Origin of the sequence: Rhodohalobacter sp. 8-1, assembly GCF_038150125.1 — a bacterium.
GTDB lineage: Bacteria > Bacteroidota > Rhodothermia > Balneolales > Balneolaceae > SW132.
Map to the genome: position 1 here is coordinate 49,170 of NZ_JBBVMF010000014.1, position 21,952 is coordinate 71,121.

Annotated in this window: 12 protein-coding genes; all 12 read right to left on the reverse strand. The window is 44.6% G+C overall.

All coding sequences use genetic code 11. The annotated features are described in order from the left end of the window. Positions 1 to 118: 118 nt before the first annotated feature. The 12 genes from AABW11_RS13565 to AABW11_RS13620 all read right to left on the reverse strand — a co-directional run bounded on the left by AABW11_RS13565 (position 119) and on the right by AABW11_RS13620 (position 21,875). Positions 119 to 1,573: a fasciclin domain-containing protein gene (locus AABW11_RS13565; RefSeq protein ID WP_340105657.1), complete on the reverse strand. Its 1,455-nt coding sequence runs from the start codon at positions 1,571 to 1,573 to the stop codon at positions 119 to 121. A 108-nt stretch (positions 1,574 to 1,681) separates the two neighbouring features. Beyond that, positions 1,682 to 3,250: a RagB/SusD family nutrient uptake outer membrane protein gene (locus tag AABW11_RS13570; protein WP_340105658.1), complete on the reverse strand. Its 1,569-nt coding sequence runs from the start codon at positions 3,248 to 3,250 to the stop codon at positions 1,682 to 1,684. Between the two features lie 18 nt (positions 3,251 to 3,268). Beyond that, complete coding sequence (locus AABW11_RS13575; RefSeq protein WP_340105659.1) at positions 3,269 to 6,400, reverse strand: SusC/RagA family TonB-linked outer membrane protein; 3,132 nt, start codon at positions 6,398 to 6,400, stop codon at positions 3,269 to 3,271. 470 nt (positions 6,401 to 6,870) lie between these two features. Then, positions 6,871 to 8,850 (reverse strand): plastocyanin/azurin family copper-binding protein, encoded by a 1,980-nt coding sequence (locus AABW11_RS13580; RefSeq protein WP_340105660.1) that lies wholly within the window; start codon positions 8,848 to 8,850, stop codon positions 6,871 to 6,873. Between the two features lie 158 nt (positions 8,851 to 9,008). Continuing rightward, complete coding sequence (locus tag AABW11_RS13585; RefSeq protein WP_340105661.1) at positions 9,009 to 10,895, reverse strand: family 16 glycoside hydrolase; 1,887 nt, start codon at positions 10,893 to 10,895, stop codon at positions 9,009 to 9,011. A gap of 35 nt (positions 10,896 to 10,930) precedes the next feature. After that, positions 10,931 to 14,269 (reverse strand): VCBS repeat-containing protein, encoded by a 3,339-nt coding sequence (locus tag AABW11_RS13590; RefSeq protein WP_340105662.1) that lies wholly within the window; start codon positions 14,267 to 14,269, stop codon positions 10,931 to 10,933. 54 nt (positions 14,270 to 14,323) lie between these two features. Continuing rightward, the gene (locus AABW11_RS13595; RefSeq protein WP_340105663.1) at positions 14,324 to 15,697 is read right to left on the reverse strand and encodes an alkaline phosphatase family protein; all 1,374 of its coding nucleotides are present in this window, start codon (positions 15,695 to 15,697) and stop codon (positions 14,324 to 14,326) included. Positions 15,698 to 15,907: 210 nt separating this feature from the next. Beyond that, complete coding sequence (locus AABW11_RS13600) at positions 15,908 to 16,144, reverse strand: YlcI/YnfO family protein (protein ID WP_340105664.1); 237 nt, start codon at positions 16,142 to 16,144, stop codon at positions 15,908 to 15,910. A 373-nt stretch (positions 16,145 to 16,517) separates the two neighbouring features. Then, on the reverse strand, positions 16,518 to 17,738 hold the full coding sequence (gene eboE, locus AABW11_RS13605; RefSeq protein WP_340105665.1) for a metabolite traffic protein EboE: 1,221 nt from the start codon (positions 17,736 to 17,738) through the stop codon (positions 16,518 to 16,520). A gap of 13 nt (positions 17,739 to 17,751) precedes the next feature. Further along, positions 17,752 to 18,927, reverse strand: a complete 1,176-nt coding sequence (locus tag AABW11_RS13610) for a 3-dehydroquinate synthase (RefSeq protein ID WP_340105666.1) — start codon at positions 18,925 to 18,927, stop codon at positions 17,752 to 17,754. A gap of 276 nt (positions 18,928 to 19,203) precedes the next feature. Further along, entirely contained in the window at positions 19,204 to 20,073 is an 870-nt protein-coding gene (locus tag AABW11_RS13615; protein WP_340105667.1) for a hypothetical protein, read from the reverse strand. Then, on the reverse strand, positions 20,070 to 21,875 hold the full coding sequence (locus AABW11_RS13620; protein ID WP_340105668.1) for a CRTAC1 family protein: 1,806 nt from the start codon (positions 21,873 to 21,875) through the stop codon (positions 20,070 to 20,072). Before AABW11_RS13620 ends, AABW11_RS13615 begins: the two co-directional genes overlap by 4 nt. Positions 21,876 to 21,952: the final 77 nt, after the last annotated feature.

The following is a 21,952-nucleotide window of genomic DNA, read 5'->3' on the forward strand; positions in this document are numbered from 1 at the left end:
ATGATTCGTTCGAAATTAGAATCACACTTATTATCTGACAATAATATGGTTAAAAATAAAAAAGCCGGCAATAAAAGCCGGCTTCTTTAATAAGAAATAAAATGTGTGAATTACAATTTTATTGCCTTACAAACCTAAAGTACCATGTAGCGTCAGGGACATCTGCTAACCACCCTTGGATAGTAACTTCAAGCATACTTTCGTCTTCTGACAATGAATATTGATAAGTAATCGTGTCATTGGCTGGGTCACCATTTTCACCGTCGTTGTGTACTTTTGCAAGGCCTAAGAACAGACCTTCACCGGAAATAGTAACACTGGAACCATCAACTTCCCATGTACCTACCGTTGATCCATCATGAGGTGGAACTGGTGCAGCACATCCGTCAGCTTCAACGCCTTCTTGCCATGCTTCAACCCATGTTTCGTCTTGCATCTGATTCTCAAAAGAGCCATCGCTATTAAAGACATAGAGGTCGTCATAAAAACAACCTCTTTCTGCAATTTCTGAGGATGTTATGGAATACCAGGTTAAGTTATCTGGTGATGGGCCAACAGCGAGAGAGCCTGGAGTAGGGTCTACGGACCACTCACCAACAATTGGGTTTGCATCTGCGGGTGGTTGTATATCTTTTAGAGCTTCGGGTATCAGCACTTCATCAATGATATGAATCACTCCATTAGTGCTGTTAACATCAGCGACTTTCACAGTAGCACTGCCGTTGATTGTTACAACACCTTCGGAAACTTCGATAAGTATTTCTTCGCCATCATTTAAGGTAGCTACTGATTGTGAGGCAGATAATTGAGACGATAGAACCGCAGAATCTAGAACATGGTAGAGAAGTGTACTATCCACTTGTTCATCAGTAAAAACTCCAAGTGTTGATCTGATTGCTGAAAAAGCTGCATTCGTAGGAGCAAATACAGTAAATTCTGAGTCTGTGTCTGCTAATGTTGATACAAGCCCCTGATCAGTCAATAATCCCACCAATGTTGATAAATCAAATCGTTTCACAGCATTATCCACGACAGTTCCATATGCATCAGGAAGTAAAACTTCATTGACGGCATGCACGACACCATTAGTTGCTGATAAATCACCTAAGGCAACTGAAGCAGTTCCATTTACGATAACGCTACTCCCAGTGTTCCGAATATAAATCGACTCGCCTTGAAGAGTTCCAATCGACTCGCCTATTCGAGTTCCATCTTCTTGCAATGTATCAATCTGGGTAGATCCTACAGTCCCATTAACCAAATGATAGGTTATGATTTCTGTTAGCTGTTCATCTGTGAGGTCCTCTAGTAGTCCATCCGGGAGTGCATCAAAGGCTGCATCTGTTGGTGCAAATGCTGTTAATTCATTATTTCTGAGAGTTTCAACAAGACCAAGATCTGTTGCTATTGATAATAATGTTGAAAATTCACCTGAATCTTGCATTGTCTCAACAACGTCCAAGTTTTCATTTGGCCCGGAAATGGAGTTATCATCATTACAAGCAATAAATGAAAAGAAAACTAGCATAACAGAGCCCATGATTAGGCATATTCTTTTGATAGTGTGATTCATTTTCTAATGGATTTAATCTAATTTATATGGATTGTGCTAAAATTTTTTTAAAGTCTGCCATCATTAAAATATGGCTAACTATTCATGTTACTACTCGACAAACCAGAATCAGTAGTCATCATGCTGAGTCAATGAACCATCTTCTGTAGCAAGAATCTGAGAGTTCGGAATTGGCATAATATTCAGATGAGGAGCGCTATGTGCTCCCTTTTCCCACCATGCATCTCCCCAGCGATTAAAGCGAATCATGTCCGTACGCCGGATAGACTCCATAAACATTTCCTTACCTCTTTCCTCGAAAAATGAATCTTCATCAAGCGAACCCAGCGGATCAAGACCAGCTCTGGCTCGAATCTGATTGACTTCGGGAAGTGCATTAGACCAGTTACCTGATTGTCTAGCAGTTGCTTCTGCTTTCATTAACAAAACATCGCCATATCTTAAGAGTGGATAGTCGTTATCCATGTTTGGCTGCTGTCCGAGCTTGAAAGAGAATTTACCAAGACGAACACCTGCCTGACGAGCCCCATTCGGCGCAAGCTCATTTATTGCTGGTGTATAATTAATGGCTGCAAGGCTTTCTCTATCGCCTGTTTCGGCTTCATTTTCCGGATTAAACGCTACGTCCAGAATTGGATTGCCATCAAGGTCAGTCTGAGGGCCTGCAACAAAGAACGCTTCTTTTCTAGCATCTTCCTCAGTGAAGGAATTATAAAAAGCTTCAAGTGAAGAATATCCATTCCATGGCTGTTCAGCCAAATCATATGTTAACTGACTTGGATAGTGAAGTGTCATCTGTGCAAGGTTCATACCCTGACCCGTTGCTTCATCGAAAGGCACAACGAAAATGTGCTCAGAACTACCAGCATTAAGAGGACCAAATGCATCATCATACGCAGTAGCCAAATTATATAGCCCCGAGTTGATGACTTCATCCGCTGCGTCAATTGCTTCTTGCCAGTATGTATTACCCGTTCCTGGCGCATATGGATATGGACGGGTATAAACTTCACCGTTTAGGTACAGTCTGGCTAAAAGTGCATTTGCTGCACCTTTGGATATTCTGGCATATCCAGCCGATTCATTTAAATCGGGAAGAGATGCTTCAATCTCAGAGACGATAAAATTAAACACTTCAGGACGATCTACCTGTGGTGAGTCCACACCCGGCTCTGTAATGATTTTTATTCTACCAAACATATCGGTCAGTCTCCAGTAGAAATACGCTCTCAGTGTACGAAGCTGTGCTCTTTGATTATCATCAAGTCCTATCTCAGCAAGCAACTGATTAATCTGGCTGACACCACCATAATTGGCTCCCCAGGCGTTATTGAGTCCCGGGTTCGTAGACCTGAAGTCATGACGGTGCATGTTTAACCAAATACCACCATCAAACCAGTCACCGCCTTTCTGTGTAATAACTACTTGATCAGTAGGTATTTCAGCAACAGAGAAATATCCATTATGGCTTGCCGTACCTCCAAGTAGCTGTGAAAAGGCAGAGTTCAATCCATCATCAGGAACCGGCGGGTTTTGATTGACACTTTCACCATATCCAGGGTTATTTGGATCGAAGCTGCTCGTAAAATCTGAGTTAAGAGACTCATTCAGATCAGTGCAGGAGGAAAACCCGACACAGACCAGAGCAAATATTAAAAACCTATTTAGATGTTTCATTATGATCTGGGGTTTTAATTAAAATTCGATATTAACGCCGAACGTAAAAGTTCGGGATGTGAAATAATTGTTTCGTCTGTCAATACCTGGTGACAGTACATCCGCAAAAGCACCCAATCGCCCACCGTTATCTACTGATCCACGATCTTGAAGAACTGGTTCCGGATCTATACCGGTATAGTTGGTGATTGTGAAAGCATTTTGAACCGTAGCATAAAATCGAAGTCGACTCAGAAAGTCAATATTTGAACTATCGACATTATAACCCAACGTGACATTATCAAGTTTCACAAAATCAGCTTTTTCAACATATAGTGAGCTAAACTGTGATACCGTCAAGCCATCCACGGATTTATCTGTAATAACTCTGTTATAGGAGTTTATAGCACCAGGATCAATTGGCTCATAGAAAGCACGGTATGTATTTACCAGACTGTGTCCGAATGCACCCCGGAAGAAAAGGTTTAAGTCCCAGTTCTTGTAGTTAACACGGTTAGTCCATCCAAGTGAAAAATCAGGAATTCCGCTTCCTAGCTGCTGAAAATCGCCATTATCTGCGAGAGCACTACCTTGATCTGATACTATAATTCCATCTCCATTTAAATCTTTCATTATAGGTGTTCCTGCTGCCAATGGACCAGAGAGAATTATGTTGCCATTAGTATCCCTACCAAGAGGTATGCGTTCGCCTCCACTTGCAATTTTGTCTATCACAGGACCCCAGATTTGACCTATCTCTTCGCCTTCAGCCACACGAATCATCAATGTCTCGTTTTGGCCCGGCGCACCGAGGTTCGCTCGCATAGTCTCTTCTGTAGTGAAAGAAATCAGCTCTGTGTTGTATGTGTCAAATACAAATCCGGTATTCCAAAGAAGATTATCCTCTGCAAAAACATCATAGCTGATAGAAAACTCAAGTCCTTGTGTCTGAAGCTCACCAGCATTCTGAAACTGACTACCAGAAGCAAACTGATCCGTTGGTACGGGAACATCAAGAATGAAATCTGAAATATCTCTTTGATAGATATCTAAAGAACCAGTCATACGGTTTTCGAAAAGTCCGTAATCAAACCCAAGATTATATTCGGTTTTCTCCTCCCACTTAAGTTCATCGTTTGCGTTACGAATAAAGTTGACGGTACCGCCTGCAGCAAAGTCATACGCATAAAGATCTTGCGCCAAACCGTTTGGTCCTGGCAGTGCACCTGTTACACCAAAACCGAAACGCACTTTCAGCTGGTTGACTTCGTCGATGTCGAAATAGTTAGTCAACTCTGTTCCGATACTTGCGGCCGGAAACCAACCCCACTGATTTTCTGGACCAAGTTTGGTAGATCCTTCATGACGAATAGAAGCATTAAGGAAGATGCCATTGTCAAATGTTGTGTTTAATCGGCCGAAAAATGCAATGATTTTTTCATCAGGAGTTGCAAAGCTTTCAACAAGTACGTTACCGGGTCCACCTAATACACGATCACCGGATAGATCAATATCATAATATCCGTTAACATTTGATGGGAAGTTACCCAGTTCAAGTGTAAGACCTTCAGTAAACTGCTCTTGGTAAGAGTATCCACCCGTCAGCGTTACATCAAGATTACTGAAAAACGACTCTGTGAATGTAGCATACGATTCGAAAAGGGTGAAATCACCATCTTGAAAATATCGTCTTGCCAAACCTGTTCTGTTAAGTCCTCTAAAAAATGAAGTGCTTGGATAAAATTCTCCATTTGAAAACGAATTAAACTGTCGTGCATAATTTGCAAATACAGAAAGGTTGTTAAGTACATCAAACCGACCCTGAAGATTATAATTGATATCTTTTGACTGACCCTCGTTGACGTTTTGGTCAATGATAGCTACTGGGTTGAAGTTGTCAAATAAGATAGCCTGGAAATACTGGCCATTATCAAAACGCACCGGTGCAGTTGGATTGTATAGAACTGCATATCTCAATGCTTCTTCAAATGAGTTTTGACGATCACGCTTTGTGGTAGACGCAGTAAGATTAAGATTCAAGCGATTATTAAACGCATTGTGGCCGATGTTAGCTCGTGCGTTAATTTGGTCAAACCCTGAATCTTCAAGTATCCCCTGAACATCTCTTAAATTCGTAGATACGCGGTAATTTGTTTGTCTGGTACCGCCTGATACCGAAAGATTGTGTACATTTGAAACACCTGTGCGAGTTACGAGATCTTGCCAGTCAGTTCTGCCGCCAAGGTCATTACCACCTGCTTCAATATATTCGGTGGGTGTCATTACCGGCTGATCATTAGCAACAGTAGCTGCAGATACATACCCGTTATAGCTTACCTGAACATTAGCGCCTTCGCCACCCCTGGCAACCTGGGTACCAGATTTCGTCGTTACCAATATAACGCCTGAGGAACCACGTGTACCGTAAATAGCGGCAGCTGAACCATCTTTAAGGACGTTTACAGACTCAATGTCGCTTGGATCAACATTATCCAGTGATGCTCCGATAACACCGTCAATTACAACAAGCGGCTCAGTATTGGCACCAACCGTTGATAGCCCGCGAAGCCTGATTGTTGAGCCCGCATTCGGATTTCCGCCCCTATTACTTACTGTAAGTCCAGGCACTTTACCTTGTAAAAGCTGTGCAGGGTCATTTACGTTTCCCTGATTAAATTCTGCTTCATCAATCGAGGTTACAGAAGATGTGATTTCTTTTGTATCCTGGACACCGTATCCTACTACAACAATATCATCGAGTAACTGAAGATCTTCTTCCATCTGAACGTCAATTTGTGTTCTACCGTCGATGGTAACTTCTACTCTTTGGTATCCAATATATGTGAATATAAGAACATTTAGGTTTTCGGGAACATTTACAGAGTAGGTTCCGTCCATTCCTGTAGTTGTACCTATCGTAGTACCCGTTGCTTCCATTGAGCCTTGTACAATTACGTTCACACCGGGCAGATCAGAGCCGTCTGCCGCATCGGTTACTGTACCGGTAATAGTAACACGATCCTGTGCGATAGAGCTGGTAATACCAATTCCAAATATCAGGATTGCAGTCATTAGAAGCCGGGCCGGAGTACCTGCTCGACCGAGACATGCAGAAAGATGTTTGAAAGCGCCTTCATAGAAAGTCACTTTTCGTGGCCGTTTTCCATTCATATTATTATATCCTCAGTTATTATTTTGATTCGGATTTCCCAGACATCCTGATCAGTTTATGCTACTTTTAAAAACAGTGTTTGAAAGAGCAGATCAACAGACTGAAAAATCAACTTAATGATAAAAAAGCCCTTCCATATTTAAAAGTTTTTGCAGACAACTCTTACATCAGGATTCAGCATTTAAATATCACTGTTGTAATGAATTCTGAGTTTATCGGGAAAATAGATGTGTAAGCGCTTTCTTGCTATACACCAATAACTTAATCCTATCCGGAACTTAGAAAAGTTGTACAATTTGATCTGCTTTTGATATAATTTTCTGAAAAGATGGGTGGAAATTTCAGCACTTTCAAAAATATAATTTTTATAAAATGTGCTGGTTCTGAGAAAATATCAGTAAAAAATAAAAGGTGTAAATTTCACACTAATACCTTTAAAACCAATGATTTACAACCTCAAAAAAAGTGTCTATTCGACCCTTAATACTCCTCGCATCGTCAAGTAGTGTCCGGGAAAGGTACAGACAAATGTGTAATCGCCCGGGACATCAGGCACATCAATGTAAATGGTTTCGGCCTGTCCGGGTTCAAGCATAGATGTATGATAAAGAACTCGGTCAGAGATGGGAACATATTCAAGATCATTAGCATTGAGACCCAGATTCATGGCGGCTTGCCCCACAGCATCAGCAGATTCTGGTTTTGTAATGACCACATTATGAGCCATATCGTCGTCATTATTGAAGGTGAGCGCCAGTTTGCTTCCGGCATCCACACGTATAAGCTCTCTGTCGTACTTGAGACCCGGTTCTGTGGAAAGCGTCAGCTCTACATCTGCTTCACCATTCCAGACATCGGGCATTTCCGTAATTTTCTTTGCAGACAATTCACCAGTTTCTTCTGTCGTTGATATTCCAACACCCTCAGCTACAGCAGACCGTTCGCCTTCAGGCAGATTGTTCAGGCTATAATAACCAACAGAATGAAGCATGGGTGTCTGTTCTTCCGATAAGATCCCCTCCGTTTGTACTTCATAGATGTAACCTTCCCGCATTCCATCGATATACAGCCGCGCCGATCGACGATCATCAGAGAGTTCTATCCGTGGGATTGTTTTGCTCTGACGCCTGATAATCGGGCTGCCATACACCGCATCATACCGATAGGTAAAATCTGTAATTCTGTAATTTGACATATTCGTTGCTGTTTCGGGATCTACAGGTTCAGTAAAATTAATAGTAAATCCATTTGATTCTGCCTCAATTGTCTGCATTTCAAACGGTACATTTCCATTCCAGTCGAGCCGCTGAACGCCATACGGATCACCACCGGTTGCTCCCCAACCCCTGCTGGTCATAGCCACGTATATATCTCTATCAGGCCCCCAGGCCAGTTTAATGATTCCGGATTGAAACCCTTCCCGAAAACCAAAGACCGCTCCCTGGTACTCTCCATTTACTTTTTCAAGCGCAACCCGCATTATTTTGGAATGCCCCTGGTCACCCACTAAAAACTGACCATTGAACGGACCAACTTTGTCATTACCATCGATGTACAAAATATCGGATGTTGAAATGCCCATGATTGTATGCGGAAACCAAGCAGCTGGATTTTTTATCTCAGGAATGATTTGTGACTGCTCATACAGCGTCAGCCCTTCGGAATCGTCAATCTCTTCCATCGTTAAATCAAGCGGAGATCCTTCATTTGAAGTCCAACGGAGCCCCTCGGGGTGACCTGCAAAATCTCCGCTTTCGAGATGCGTCATCCAGCCGGATCCAATCCAGTCACCCTGGTTTTCGGTGTAGAAAATCTCGCCCTCGTTATTAAATCCAAACCCTGCAGGAGATCGCATACCCGTAGCAAACGGCGTCATTTCGCCTTCCTCTGTGATCTTCAGCATCCACCCCCGCCAGTCCGTAAGACTTGCACCATACCCGACCCACGAAAGATTCAGTGTAACAACCATGTCCCCATCAGGCAGAAATTTCGGTCCGTAGGAATATTCATGATAATTGCCCGTCAAAGGCCAGCGGTAAATAGTTTCAAATCTGTCGGCTATGTCATCACTATCGTGGTCTGAAAGCTTCACCAGCTCTCCCCGCTGTGCGATAAAATAGGAGCCATCTTTGTAAGCAATTCCAAGCGGCTCGTGCAACCCCTGGGCAAACCGCTGAAATGTAGGATTTGAGCCTGAGGGATCTTCAATCATCCAAACCTCACCACGGCGTGTGGTAACGGCAAGGTCTCCGTTTTCATTAAACGCCAGTCCGCTCGCTTCCAGTTTGATGTCATCAGGGATGGGAAGGGTTGATATAGAATAGAACTGCGCTTCCTCTTCCTGAATCGTTTGAGCTGATACAGTTTTGATGATAGCGGATGCTAACACTGGTATAACAACAGCCAGCATAAAGATTGTGACTCTTCCCGGCAATCTTATAGTTGACACACAAGAACATTTTTTATCCGTATTGAAAATTTCCATATTCATATGATTTATTATGTTTACACCAAACTATTTTCAGATCTACATTTATGACTATTTTGATTTGCCACTTATTTTCATGGATCAAATCAACCTTCAACAACTCATTTTCAAATACCGGCCTACCATATCAGTCGGTATTGAATGTCGGTTTGATCGCTATTCTGAAGCACCGGCAGGGAAAGCATCATCCCTGAATTGTCTGTCTCAACGGTAGTCAGCTCATTTTCCGCGTTAGTTATCATTTCAATATAATACCTGCCACCGATTCGGTATAATGTATCGGATAATCTTTCGATTGTATGACTTTGTGCTATTCTTGCGGATGCATTCTCCACAGCTTCTTCTGAGCTAAAACTGAGAGATCTAATAAAGCCCTGGTTATTTTCATCCGGACGAATATGATCCGTAACAGTCACGCCTTCATAACCAGAATGAAAGACAGGTTCGCCCGATGAGTTAAGCTGATATTCTTTGACACTGTTATTTTCGTTGAACAAGTCGCCTCCTGCATCAGAAATCAATAAAGGACTCCCCGACATATCTTCAACAGCCGCGTTCATCGGCATCAACAGCTGTTCGTATCCGCGATCGACCCACATTTGGGATAAGTCCGCAAACGGATCACGCCAGAATTTTAGTAGAGCACCGTTCTGAAGATCATAGCTGTAGTGCATGCCCTCATCAAAACCCACAGAGAGTGTATGTGTACGTTTTTTACCGTTATAATTGGTGAATCCGCCAATAATTTCGGGGCGGTCAGACAAACGATTAACGGTTAAAGGCTCAGTCCCGCCATCATCACCCCACGGTGCCTTTGACGCAAGCGTTCGTTTTTCCATGAACGGACCTTCATAGTAAAGCACGGCGTGGGTGTTCCACTTGACCTGGAAATGTGCTATTTCAAGCTGATGTGTTCCTTCATCCAGGTAAATAATTTTGCCCGGACGGATGCCCTCCAGCTCTCCCGTATTTTTTAGGATCAGCTCGCCGTCTATATAAAGATTCCCGCCATTTCCCATCTGAGTTTCAAACAGGTACTCCCCGGAAACCGGCACACTCAGGTCTGCAGAAAAATGGGTTGCAAAATGTTCACTCTTTGGGCTGACGGATGCCACGTTAAACGAATCGGTTGTACCCTCTTTGAGCAGTTCAAGTTCATCAAAGGTTGTTGGCGTTCTGTCACCGTTATAATCGTATACTTTGTACGAGATAGGTGATAGTTCCAAAGAATCTGTTTGTTCGTAGAGTTTATACCTGATGTTCCGAAACGCCAACGGTCCGTGATCGCCCTGAATCATCAGAGGACCTGTTTCTGTCTCATTTTCAGAAATTGCTCCGCGTGTGGGTCCGGTTAGTTCCGCGTTGTCATGTATAAGTTTACCATTCAGGTAAACATGTTCAAACCGGGCATTTTCAATTTTATCGCCCGCTTCATTAAATCGAGGTGCCCGAAACATGACCCGATATTCCTGCCAGAGCCCCGGGGCAAGGCTTGCGTTTACCGCCGGAGCCTTTCCTTCGTATCCTTTATCGCCATCAGGCAAATCATCGTTCCAGCGCTCATAAATACCTCCGGCATCAGAAAAAATCGGATTCGTTTTGCGCCAGCTGTCAAGGATTTGAAGCTCGTATCGTCCCTGAAAATAGAGTCCCGAATTGGATCCTTTTGGGACCAAAAATTCGAGAGAAAGTTCAATATCTCCGTGTTCCATTTCCGTTAACAAATTACCGTTTTCGCCAGATGTCGGCATATTTACTATAGCGCCGGTGCCTTCAATCGTTGTTAAATCAGACTCACCTGTGTAATCCGATTGTACGTCATGTGCAACCATCCAGTTTTTTGCAGGGTTTGTGAACGCCTCCAGGTCTTCAAGCGACAAAGACTCCATCGGAAGTGAGTGAACGTTTTGCAAGTCCTGACCACGTTCTCCCTCAACTTCTCCGCAAGCTGAAAGCAGCATAATCACAAAAATCCAAAGCCATGTCGTTTTAATTATTGATGTCATTTTACCTAACATTATATTTTGATTTCCATTTGTAGTCAGCGTCGGATATAGAGTTCTGCCGGGCCATTATTCAAGCCAATTAGATAATTCTCGCCACCATCGCCAATACGAACCGGATGAATATATCTCATCTCTCCCTCAACAAAAAATCCGCTTTCCTGGTGGGTTTTGGTCGTAAATCCATTAACAGGAGAATATGCGAGATGCAGCCCGTAACCTGCATCCTGACGCCCGCCGTAGCTTGGCTTTACGCCATAATGGTTACCACCCAGTAGCAGCTGTTTTTCAGGGCTCTCGGAATCTAAAACCCAGATGGTTTTAACCGGAAATGACTGCGCATCAACCGGCATCGGCTCTACTTCGGGCTGATTGTCACCGCGATTTAATATGGCAACCGAACGCAGTTCCGTGATTGATTTTATTTGCGCACCACTTAGTGCATCACTTCCAAACAGCTCCTCCACCGACCGGCTTGCAAAATCTTGATAGCTTGAAATATTTTGTGTGAGATCCGGAAACTCCTGCAGTATTTCATCAAGCTGCTCGAAAGGCATCTCTTTGCCCTCGCTTTGGATAGTGACCAATCCGGATGTGTACCCGTTATCGTTGAAATCCTTAATAATAAGCGACATCGGACTTTCAGGGCTCGCCTGCATTCTGCTGTTGGTTCCAAAGTTCCCGGCAATAAGATCTACTGATTCATCTCCGTTCAGGTCACCTGTCGCAATGGACTGCCACATCCCGGAATATTGGTCGAGACCGAGATCTGTCGTGATATTCTCAAACGAATTACCATTGTTTTTATATACAGTGATTGGCATCCACTCCCCGACAACTACCAGGTCCGGATTGCCATTCCCGGTAAAATCTGTCCAGGTTGCGTCTGTAATCATCCCAATATTTTCAAGACCGGGTGCGATGTCTGATGTCACATCCTCAAAGTGACCTGACCCGTCATTTCTCAAAATTGCATGCTTGGGAGACTGGCCGTAATTCCAGGGTTTTGATCGTCCTCCCACAAACAGATCCAGGTCGCCGTCTCCGTCAAAATCAGAAGCAGCCGCCACGCTCCCGTTCACCTGGAGATCCGGCAGACGATCTTTTGATTTGGAAAACTCTCCGCCGCCTTCATTTATATAAAGCCTGTCGCGATGGGCAACGCCCGATTGAAAAAGTTGTCCACCGCCGCTAACTACATAAAGATCCAAGAGGCCATTTCCTGTTGCATCAAAGAAAATGGTGTGAACATCTTCATATAAAGCTTCTCCTTCAAACAGATCACCGTTCGACAGTGTAAATTCCCCGGCTGAGTCTTGCAGGTAAAGTTTTGGCGCTTCACGATGAGCACTGCCAATATAAATATCATCCAGCCCGTTTCCGGTCACATCACCAACCGCAATTGCAGGACCTTCAGTGCTGATGTAATAAGGTATCAGAGGTTCTTGAGAAAAGTCGCTGTGATCATTTTCTACATGCGCCATGCCGGGTGGCAGCATATCATCGACCTTTGCAAACATGGCAGAATCGTAATTCCTGTGCAGGCGATCGTAGCTAAATGAGCCACCAGCTTCACTGTAAATCAGATATAATTGTCGATTAGCATCTACATTTTCAATGGTTTGATGTTTCCCATCAGGCCAGATTACCAGCAGTGAATCAAGTGACGTGTTCCCGCCCAGGCCCAAATGAAGGATTGGATCGACGGATGACTGAAACCCTCTTGTCGGCATTTGTTCAATATAAAATTCCTGCCCACCTTCGTAAGCGATGATTTTACTACCGATGCCCGTCTTGTTGAATTCACTTCCATCCAGTTCAATTTTAAGAAAGTTACGGGTTGAATCCGGCTCACTGTTATTCTTGTAGATGAAGGGTTCCATATTCACATTACTGACCACAAGATCAAGCATGCCGTTATTATCCAAATCAGTGTAGAGAGCCCCGCTTGAATAAGATGGTTGCCCCAGCCCGGCCTCATCAGATACATCTGTGAAGCTTAATTGTCCATCATTCCGGAAAAGATAATTGGGAGTATAAATTTCAGGCATGTACTGAATTGATTCGAACTCCTCTTCCGAAATCCTGTCGCCCGTACTTCTGTCCCTGATATTTCCAACACGCCTGACATAGTCCAGATCGTTTGGCCTGCGAACCATGCCGTTTGTGACATACAGATCTTTCTTCCCGTTGTTATCAAAATCGGCCAGCAGCGATGCCCAGCTCCAGTCGGTTCGGGCCATGCCAAGCGTGAATGCCATCTCACTGAAAAACGGCTCGCCCTCTGGCGTCAACCCCTGGTGAATCTGCATCGTATTCCGGGCGTTTTTGTTACCAAAACCAAAACTCTTTTTTGTCTCCTCAACCACAACCAGGTCCGGGCCGCCTGACCTTAAGAAAGACTCGTGATTATCCGGCATCATATCGAGCGAGATAATATCAGGGTAGCCGTCATTGGTCACATCAGCAATATCATTTCCCATCGACGCATTACTTGTATGGCCGATATAATCATAAAGCGACTCGGTAAATGTGCCGTCTCCATTATTTATGTAAAGGTAATCTTTTTCGTGAAAATCATTTCCTACATAAATATCAGGGTCGCCATCCAGGTCGATATCGCTCACGGCCACGCCAAGGCCATAACCCAGGCTGCTGCTTATAATGCCAGCCTCCTGAGTCACATCCGTGAAGGTGCCGCCATCGTTTCTAAAGAGCCTGTCGCCCGCTTTGGGGTCCTGCTGATTTCGAAGAATATCTGCAGGGCCGTATGATCGCTCACTGTGAAACGATTGATTCAGTACAAACAGATCGAGCCGGCCGCTGTTGTTGTAATCAAAAAAGACGGCCTGGGTAGAGTATCCCTCAAAATCGATCCCGTATTCTTCTGCCCTCTCGGTAAATGTGCCGTCGCCATTATTGACAAAAAACTGGTTAGCGCCTGATTTGTTCAGGTAGTTTACGCGGCTGACGTACATATCAAGAAATCCGTCTCCGGTCACATCCGCCATCGTTACACCGGTTGACCAGGCGCCTTCATCGCCGGCAACTCCGGCCGTTTCAGTCACGTCCTCAAATTCAAAATTTCCGCGGTTCAGGTAAAGTTTATTATTAACCTCGTTTCCAACAAAGAAAAGATCCGTTAGCCCGTCGTTATTGACGTCACCCGCCGCAATACCAGCCCCATCATAAAAATACATATAGTTCACGATGTTGAAATCGCGCGTGCTTGTGATATCATTTCTGAAATCGATATTTGTCTCCGCGGGTGAAAGCAGCGAAAACTGAGTGGGTTCGTCTGTTGAGCATCCTGTCATCAAAACTGCCCATAAAATAAGGATGGCGATGACCGGTCGAATTCTTGGGAATTGCGTCATAAATAGAAAGTAAACAGAAAGTGAAAACTTAAGTAACGGGTGTTTCGAGACAGGCTACTGTGTTACATGCCGATATATAAGATCATAAATATCAATTGGCTTGATGGATTCTCCGTCCAGCAGGTTGGTTTGATGAGTAGCCACAAGCGGGCCTTTTTCAAGTGAATCAGGAATTCTGCCGTGAGATCCCTTCACGCCCGAACCGTCAATGGGAATTAAGTCCATCTTGTAACGAAAGCCAAGTTTCTTTTGCAGAAGCCGCAAACCGGCTTTCACCATCGGCAGCCGGATAGCCGGATCAATAAGCAGTTCAGCAGGATCGTAACCCGGCTTTGTGTGAATGTCTACCGTGGGCGCAAAATCCGGGGCTTTGGTATCATCGAGCCAGTAATAGTAGGTAAACCAGGCATCAGGTTCCGCGATGGCTACGAGTTCGCCGGATCGCCGGTGATCGAGCTTATACTCTTTTTTGCCTTCTTCGCCCAGCACTCGGTCAACACCCGGAACCTGTTCAATTAGTTTCTTTATGTGGGGGATGTCATCTGTGTTTTCAATATAAATATGTGCGATTTGATGATCGGCCACGGCAAACGCACGGCTGGTACCGGGAATCAAAATTTCGCCGCCCATCTCTTCCCGCACGGTGATGTAGCCCTCTTTGCGCAGCACACGATTTAGGTGAACAGGCCGGTCGGCCGCGTCAATTCCGTATTCAGACAAAACAATTACACGGATGCCCTTCTCTTCGTAAAAATCGAGAAGTTTCCCGCACACCCGGTCGATCTCTTCCAGGTCTTTTGCTACATCAGGATGACCCGGCCCTACCCGCTGAAGGTTATAATCGAGATGAGGCAAATAAACCAGTGAGAGCGTCGGTGAATATTCATTTTCGGTGTAAATAGCAGAATCGGCAATCCATTCGCTGGATTCAATTTTTGTGTTTGGCCCCCAGAAATTAAACAGTGGAAACTGACCCAGTTTTGCCTGAAGTTCATCCCGAAGAGTGTCGGGCTTAGTGTACACATCCGGAATCTTTACTCCGTCTGACCGGTAAATTGGCCGCGGTGTGATGAGATAATCAACCGTGGAATTCATGTTGTACCACCAAAACAGGTTGGCACAGGTAAAATCAGAATTCTCCACCTTGAGACGCTCCCATATTTTCTGAGACTGAACTAACTTGTTTGATTGCCGCCAGAACTTAATTTCATCCATTTCCCGGAAATACCATCCGTTGCCCACAATACCATGTTCATTTGGCATCACGCCGGTCAAATACGTGGCCTGGACCGAACAGGTGACAGCCGGCAGCATCGACTCCACCGGCGTCATTGTTCCACTATCAAACCATTTTTTGAGATTGGGAGTGTGATCACCAATCAATTCGGGCGTTAATCCAACGACGTTGAGTACTGCAGTTCTGTTCATGGGTGGCTTCAAATTAAAACTTATAAACTATCAAACATTTGGTTGATCTTCTACATAGTAATTTGATGTCAAAGGTTTGATGCCGAAATCGAGATAGTCATCGAATGAGTCATTTTTAGATAGTATATAAATCCCGCCGGACTAGATTTTTCAAAAAACTCATCCGATGACTTTTTCCGGTTCTATTTAAATTAGTCGTTAAGATTCCGTTTATAATTTATCATACTCTTCCGGCTCTACATCAGGAACCTGCTCCATAATATTTTTAAACGTCTGTTCGTCGGCTCTTTCTGCACGCTCTTTAAGATAATCTACTGTTAACAAAGCCGACATTTTCTCGGTAACCGCCAATGTGATAAACTGATTCATGGAAACGCCTTCTTGTTCAGCGAGCTCTTTCAATTTTTTATGCAGTGATTCAGGTAATCGAACGCTTAATGTACTCATGGTAACACCTGTATCCATCGTTTTTGCAGATCCTTCTCTGCGCCATAAACTACAATGGCTTGATCAGGATGACATACTCATTAATTAGTGCACTGGCGGCGTGGGCGCATAAGTCTTTATTTAAATATCACATTGTCATCACGCCGCCCATGCACCTAAGCCGAATCGTTGTCATTCTGAATAAAACGGTGTTTTTCCGTTTTGTGAAGAATCTGTAAAACCAACATATTTTGTTTTATCAAACAACATAACTGACTGCTTTTAACTGCTTAATAATCCAAACGGCTTCGTGAGACTGTGTAAAAAACATATAAAGAATTTTTTATGTTTGCCCATAATCTTTCCTGCAGGAACCAATTTTCAAACTTTTTATCTAACCCGCCACAAGTCCAAGCATCCACCTGTACTCCCGTTCGATGGAGTCTGTCAGGTTCGTCTTGAAGCGTTCCGGCAGAACTTCCCAGGTATAGGTTTCGATTTCAAAATGTGTGCACCTACTGCTTTGAAGCAGATAAGGAAGTGCTTGCTCAATATGATCACGGGTTGAATGAAGCTCTTCAAACTCATCCAGGAAGAGCGGAACGTGAAAATGAATTCGCCACTCTTTTGCAGCGGATTCATCAAACGCTCCCAGTGCCTGTGGCAAATCTCGATACTGCTGAAATGATCCGTCTTTTCTTAGTTCAATTACCTGGTGAAGATAGACCGGCTCATCAAATGTTTTTAAACGGGACAGCACATTTTGGACTGAGAGGCCGGGTCGTGTCCAGTCGACTTTTAGTGCAGAGCTTACCTGCGTTTTTCCAATTCTGATTCCTTCTTTCCTGAATGCATCAATCGCGTCTTTCGCATGCTCATATTCCAGGGCAAAGTGACACGTATCGTAGCAGACAGTGATATGCTTTTTTAGAATCTCTTCCGCTTTAGATTTTGAATAACTAAACTCACTTTGCAGAAAATCAGAACCTTTCGGAAACAACCATTCTTTGAAAAACTGCAGAGTTTCAGTCCCATTTTCAAGCAAACAATCTGGTTCAGGTTCGATGTCGAGATGAATTTGCTTACCGGTTTGTTCATATACTTTGTGCATGCGGCGGGCAGCGCGGGCCAGGTTGATGGTGGCGATAGCAAAAATATCGTCTGTGCCCGATGCAGCCTTTTCCCAATATTTATATGACACCGGTGATGTTGATATTCCGCCATCAATCCCGCCGGGCAGAAGCTCTGTGAGGATCTCAATCAAATCTGTTGTATACAACAGCCGGTCGGGAGCCGTCCAGTCAGGGGCGTATACATTGTCTTTGACCCGCTCGCCATGGAAGCTGCCATAAGGAAAACCGTTCATAGTGAACAGATATAGATCCTCGGTGGTTAGCCAGGTCCGAAACCGGTCGAGTTCAGATTTTCGTTTGAGCTGTGATGCCGCCTTTGCCGACAGCCGCAACCCAACTCCAAAGGATGAATCGGGTGAAAGCCGTGATTTTAGTTCGGGAAGATGTTGTTTTATCTGATCAAAATGGTCGGCCCACTCTTCTCCCGGGTGGATATTCGAGCAGTAGGAAAAATGAGCGTACGGATATTTAGGTAACTTCATTAAATGAGATGGTTCAAACCAGTTCTTTTTCGTTGGTTCGGAGAGTATCAATAGCTTTTCTGTAAAGAGGCAGATCCACTTCGTGAACCTCCACTCCCCTGCCAATTTCATCAAGCAGCATGATGGTAAGTTCACCCCCAAGATGTTCCCGGAATTCCTGCAAGCCGTGCAAGACCGACTCTTTTTTCTCAGGATGATCGAGATGTTGTTCGAGTTCCTGAATGTACAAGGTAAATCCGCATGCCCTGAAAAGATCAAGAATGCGGGTGCACTCCTCTTCAGAAATATATCCCAAAAGCTGTGAATAAATGGTATCCAGGGCAATGCCAATGGCAACGGCTTCTCCGTGTAGCAGCCGGTAATCTGTAAGTTGTTCCAGTTTATGCGCCACCCAGTGGCCGAAATCAAGCGGCCGTGAGGATCCCCGTTCAAAAGGATCTCCTGACGTTGATATATGCTCCAGGTGAAGTTCGGCACAGCGGTAAATGAGTGAGGACATTGCGTCTTTATCGCGCATATTCAGCGCTTTTGCATTCGCCTCCAGCTCCTCAAAAAAATCGGCATCTTTAATAAGTGCTACTTTCACGGCTTCAGATATACCTGCCCGCCATTGACGATCGTCGAGTGTATTCAGGAATGAAAAATCGTTAAGAACCGAAACCGGCGGCACAAAGGTGCCGAGAAAATTCTTTTTCCCGTATGCGTTTACACCGTTTTTCACACCAACGGCCGCATCGTTCTGAGCCAGAACAGTGGTTGGAATTCTGATGAGGCGAATGCCGCGATGAGCTATTGCAGCCGCGTAACCGGCTGTATCAGTCACCGCCCCGCCGCCAATCACTGCAACGTACGAGTGGCGATCCAAATCCGCGCTTTCAATCGCGTCCAGAATCATTTGAACGTGTTTGGGATCATTTTTTGACCGCTCCCCGCCCGGAATAATGACCGGCTCGGAAACGACACTAAATCTACCCGAATGCTTCTGTGTGTAGTTAGAAATGTCACGCATCAAATTCGGTTGACAATCATACATGCCGCTGTCAAACACAAACAAAATGGTCGGTTTCGGGTCTGAACCTTTGGAATCAACCGTATCAGCAAACAGGGTGTTGGCCGGGTCAAACAGATTTTCCGTGAATTCCACGTTGTACGAAAACGGTACTGTAAACTCTTGTTTGATAGACTTCATTAAAACAGATAAAAGTTATAAAAGTTAGAACCTGAGTTTAACCATGAATCAGGCTAAAATATTTTCCCCTCCTTACAAGGATGGGCCGGGGGTGGTTGTATTGTGATTTCTTTTTCTACATGTGACCATTGGCTTAGAATAGTAAATACTTAAACCACCCCTTCCGCCGGATCCCTTACGGGGAAATCCCCTCCTTAAAAAAGAGGGGACTTTTTCCCAATAAACCAATAAAAAAATTTACTTCCCATCATTTGGTAACCAAAAATAACGTAAAAGTCATGCAACCGATTGTTTGCTCATCACCGTATCCTTTTCAGAAATCTCATCGGATGGCTGGCTCTTTAGTTTACGCTGATAAAATTGATCTTCAATGATCAGCGCAATTGGCCCTATGATAAACAAAGCGTAAAATGGAGCGTACACCGCCTCATTTAATCTCAGGAACATTTCAAGCAGGGCAATTGAAAAAGCCACAATATTCTGCCCCATCCTGCTTTTGACCGTCGTTTTCGGATCGGTCATCATAAACAGTGCGAATAGCTGGTACATCGGGCCGGTGAGCGGAGCAACTTCAGCCAGGAACGGGTCTCCGGTTATGAAACTGCGAACCCACGCAAAAACAACAAATGAACTGATATACGTAAGTGTAATATTGAGGCGGTTGATCTTCCAGAGCGAGATCAATCCAACGACCCAGATGACAAGCATCGCCCACATATTGTTTCCCCACTGGATGCTCAAAACCGCAGCGCTGTCTGATGCTATAAATATAATGGCCACAACACCAAAATTTGTCGGGTTAAACAGGTGCCTGCCTTTGTAGCGAAGCACGTATTTTGATGCAATGGAAATTGCCGCGCATAGTGCAAAAGGCCAGAAAAGCGGAGATCGCACAAGAATTCCCGCGCTGATACCCGACACATATGCGCTGCTTAAATTTCTGTATTTCCCGGTGACCACCCGGTGCAAAACAAGTTCGGTAATAACCGCAAACAGGATGGCGGTCAGCAGTTTTTGATAGCTATCAAGAATCCCGAACGAGATGTGAGCTGCAAGCAGAATTCCTGTGATAAGAAGCGGTGCGAAATATTGCTTTGGAATGGTTATACCGGTGTTAAAAAATCCTGTCGTCACTGCTTTACTCATGCATCCCGGGGTTCAGTTATGGTATGGATCATGTTGATGTCGGGGTTTTCCAAAGTTTGAATTGTTCCGGACGGCCATCGGATTTCCACCTGGTCAACACTTTGCAGTTCCTTCAGGCCAAAATGAACGGCTCGCTGACTTTGGCTGCTGAATGCATCACCACCGCTAACCTCCTTAATTTTCTGACTGTCATCCCACACCAGGCGAACAGTCGCCCCGATGGCACTTTTATTACTGGCGGTTCCCTCAAGATTAAAAGAGATCCAGTTATGTTCTTGGTTCACCCTGTTTCTGTACACTTTTACCGGACCGTTTTGATTGGCTACAATAAGATCAAGCGTGCCATTTAAATCCAGATCGGCCGCGGCAATCGCCCTGCTATCAAGATCGAGCGCGCCGCCCACGGCTGATGATACCTCGCGAAAGCGACCCGCCCCGTCATTCATCCAAATTTTATTGGTCTGGTATCCGCTGAACGTTCGCCCGTTCATCGCAGGCCAGTTTGTCGCATCGATAATCACATTCCTGTTCCCGCCCACAACTTTTGTGTAGTCGTACCAGTAATCGGTATTCGGCTCATCAGACACAAATCCATTTGCCACGTAAAGATCAAGGTTTCCGTCGTTATTCAGATCAAGCAGCTTGCCGCTGTAGCCCCACTGGCCTATCTCTATACCCAAATTTCCCGCCAGATTTTGAAACTCAAGATCATCTCCGCCAGATCTCCGAGACGGAACCCAGAGATTGTTGCCCTGCATTAAAACTCCCGCTTCAGATATATTTGTGATGTAGATGCTCAATTCACCACGGTTCATCACATCGCCGAAAGAGACACTCATTCCGCTTTTTGGAATAAATCCGATACCGGCACTCTCGCTTGCATTTACAAACCGTTCGCCCTTTTGGTTGATGTACAACTCATCTACGCCGTAATCATTGGCGAGCACAAGATCGCTGTAACCCGATCCATTCAAATCCGCAGCAGATGCTGCAAGTGTCCAGCGCCGGGTATCAAGCAGACCGGTCTCTTCGGTCACGTCGCTGAATGTGCCATCACCATTATTTTTCATCAGATAATTACGTCCGCCATTCGTCGCATATTCGTAGCTGTCCGGCATGATGCGAGTCGTGGTCAGATTCCAGAAATCGATATCCTCGTGGTAGTAGCCACCGATGAAAAGATCAAGATTCCCGTCGCTGTTGTAGTCTAGCCACACCGCTGTGTTTGCGTTCATCCAACCCGGCAGGCCTGCTGTCTCGGTAATGCGGGAAAACCGGGTACCCGATTCATTCAAAAATAGTTCAGGCCGCCCCCACTTGTACACCACGAGATCTTCAAAACCATCGTTGTTGATGTCGCCCCAAACCGAGCCCATCGAAACGCCAGTTCCTTCAATATTCAGATCAGCCACACCCATCTCTTGCGCTCTGTCAGAGAACGTGCCGTCACCCTGGTTGATGTATAGCGCGTTTGCAGTTCCGTATTCACTATTGGTAAGGTAAAAATCCGGATAGCCGTCGTTATTGACATCGGATACCGAAACAGAAGCGCCTACCGAGGCAATTTGAGGATTGATATGTTCAATTTTTGAATCCAGCTCAGGACGAACGTGGGTAAAGTCTACGCCAATTTCTTCTGAGACTTCGCTGAGATAAAACCCGTACCGGTCGACAATAGCATCTGCATCGGCCGGAGCTTCTTCAGCTCGCCAGTTTTCAAACTGTTTCATCGCTGCGGGGGCCAGCAAAAGGCTCACAAAAAACAGAATGACAAAAATCTGAATGATTCGTTGTTTATTCATACTTGCATTTTCTTGTAACTGAGTACGATAAATAAATAATAAATAAAGTCACACCTCATTAGGGAAAACTTCTTTTC